This is a genomic window from Pseudomonas sp. P5_A2_2, from assembly GCF_054177685.1.
Map to the genome: position 1 here is coordinate 1 of NZ_JBGCUL010000847.1, position 1,930 is coordinate 1,930.

Consider the following 1,930-nt stretch of genomic DNA (forward strand, 5'->3'; position numbering starts at 1 on the left):
ACGGACGACGGTCTGTACGAAGCCACGCTCGACCGCGACTGGGCGTCGCTGGACAGCGGCCCTTTGCAAAATCCGCTGATGCACCTGGCCGAAGCATTCCTCGCCACCCTCTCGGTGCGTGAAGACCTCGACGTGCAACAGGCGCTCGTCGAGTTATGCACAGCCATGCACGCACGATTTATCGATCCGCAGCACGGCGTGTTGATGGAAAAACCGCTGGGGTCTGTGGATAACTGGTTTGAACCGGGGCATCAGTTCGAGTGGTATTTCCTGCTGGAATCCTCGGCGCTGTTACGCCACTCGGCGCTGCATGCCAATCTGGAGCGGGCCTTCGCCTTTACCGAGCAAATGGGCGTCGATCAGCAGACTGGCGCGGTGCGGGCGATGCTCGACTTCGCAGCGGATCACGGCGTCCGGGACGCCACGCAGCGTATCTGGGCGCAGGCCGAGTACCTGCGCGCGTTGACGCTGCGACCGCACAGCGAAGCAGATGTACTGCGCCAGTTGCAGGCGTTGCAGCAGCGCTCGCTGCATGCCGGCGGCTGGTACGAATGCCGTGACGAGCACGGTGAAGTCAGCCGCCGCGACATGCCATCGACAACGCCCTATCACCTTGCGACTTGTTATCGCGGGTTGGCGGAATATCTCGCCACAAGGTGAAATCCAATCACTCAGTCCACTTGCGATCCCCGGTAAAGCTGATGGTCAGCCATCGCGCGGCATCCGGCTTACCGAGTTTCGCGGAAATTTCCTCGCGCAAACTGTCCAGCTGCCCTATTCCGTCCAGCCAGTAATCCTTCGGCAATACAATGTGAATCTCGATAAAACAGGCCCTGCCGTGTTTCTGCACGTAGGAAATGTAGTCGTCGAAACCATGCTCGACCTTCGCCACCTCCATCACCTGACGCACCTTGTCATCCAGTTGATCCGGGACGATCCCCAACACATCGCGCAATGCCGGCCCGAGGATTTTGAACGCTGGAGGAAGCATGCCCAGGGCCAGCAGAATCAGAATCATCGGGTCGACATACACCGCCCACTTGTCGTAACCCTGAGTCTTGAGCAGCAGCGCGATCAGGAAACTCACCAGCAGTCCCGCCGACAGCATCGCATCCACCAGCCAACTGATGTTGTCGAACTGGATCAGCGATGACTTGCGTGTGCGATTGCGATGGCGGACGTAGAAGAAGTAAATCAGTTCAACGACGGTGAACACCGCCGCGTAGAGAATCACCAGACCGAGTTCGACCTCGCGGCCACCACTGATGATGCCAAACACGCCATTGAGAAAGGCATAAATGGCAACCAGGAACAGGAAGCTGCCTTCGATCACCAGCACCATGGGTTCCAGATGCCAGTAACCGAACTGGAAGCGCTGGTTGCTTTCCTTCGCGATCAGCCTGGCGGTGATCAGCATCAGCACCTTGATGAAGGCCGCGATTAACGAAAAGAAGCCATCGAACAGGATGGATTGGGCGCCTGACACAAAACCGGTGATGATCCCGGCGAATGTCACGGCGAGCATCAGGAAGGTCGATTGCTTGAGCAGCGACTGCTCGCCTCGATTGCTCACTTGATCTCCTCTAAAACCTCTAGACCGCCGGGTGTGGCGAGCTGCTTGAGGGAGGAGTCTAGCTGATGTCCGGTTTTGTCTGGCCCGTCCCCATCGCGAGCAGGCTCGCTCCTACACTGGTTTTCTGGTGTCAGCAGATCCCTTGTAGGAGCGAGCCTGCTCGCGATTGGCCGTGACTCGATCTTAAGACTTACGCTCGATAGCAAACCCGGCCCAGGTCTGGCTCACCGGCATCAGCTCCAGGCTGTTGATGTTGATGTGCGCAGGCGCATTGAGCACCCAGAAAATGGTCTCGGCGATGTCTTGCGGCTGGATCGCCTCGGCGCCGGCGTAAGTGGCGTTGTAACGCTCCTGGTC

The 1,930-nt window shown here is 58.5% G+C and carries 2 protein-coding genes and 1 pseudogene; 1 reads left to right on the top strand and 2 read right to left on the bottom strand.

All coding sequences use genetic code 11. From position 1 onward, the window contains the following. The coding region (locus ACXRVY_RS26475) for an AGE family epimerase/isomerase (protein ID WP_458238669.1) at positions 1-660 on the top strand (660 nt) is incomplete at its 5' end. Between the two features lie 7 nt (positions 661-667). On the opposite strand, the gene ACXRVY_RS26480 is transcribed toward ACXRVY_RS26475, so the two are convergent. Beyond that, complete coding sequence (locus ACXRVY_RS26480; protein ID WP_223462549.1) at positions 668-1,573, bottom strand: cation diffusion facilitator family transporter; 906 nt, start codon at positions 1,571-1,573, stop codon at positions 668-670. 183 nt (positions 1,574-1,756) lie between these two features. Then, positions 1,757-1,930 (bottom strand): annotated as a pseudogene (locus ACXRVY_RS26485) (NAD(P)-dependent oxidoreductase); the annotation flags it as partial.